The organism is Oleiphilus sp. HI0066 (assembly GCF_001635725.1).
The window spans coordinates 1-575 of record NZ_LWFH01000144.1; the positions used below are offsets into that span (position 1 = coordinate 1).

General features: G+C 41.6%; 1 protein-coding gene. It reads left to right on the forward strand.

The window, feature by feature from the left end; genetic code table 11:
- Window positions 1-230: 230 nt before the first annotated feature.
- Window positions 231-575 (forward strand): NAD-glutamate dehydrogenase domain-containing protein (locus A3738_RS02525; RefSeq protein ID WP_156503892.1); only part of this gene is annotated, 345 nt, incomplete at its 3' end.

A 575-nucleotide genomic window follows, 5' to 3' on the forward strand; every position in this document is an offset into this window, starting at 1 on the left:
CTGTCCAATGATGGTTGACGACAGTTGCATCTTTAGAGACGAAAATACTTGATTGGCTTGCATGTTGGATGAGTCTCAACTGATTGATTGTTACAAGGTAGCCACGTTATTGCATGGCGCGTTAATACGCAATTTCAGCCCTATGAACTATTCTTAATCGACATTCTAAAACGTCTCATAAAATTGTGAATTAGCGGGATTGACAACGACTTTCGAGGTTTTTGCTAAACATGAAATTGATAGAAACTCAGGAACAAAAAGAAATACTTGAAATTCTTAGTAAGCACGCGGCATCAACAATGCCAAAACAAGAGCAGAAACCTCTTATCGATTTTATCGAATATGTATTGGCATCAGCCTATACCCAGGAGTTTGTTGGTAAGTCCATCGTCGATGTATTTGGCTATTTTGTTAGCAAATGGCGTCTAGTCAACTCGTCACTTAAGACTGATGCGATTGTGCAAATCGACAACCCTGGACTTGAGGTCAGCGGATGGCAAAGCCCGCACACCGTTATAAGCGTGCTCATGCGCAACATTCCGTTTATCGTTGACTCTATCAGAATGGCGCTTGCT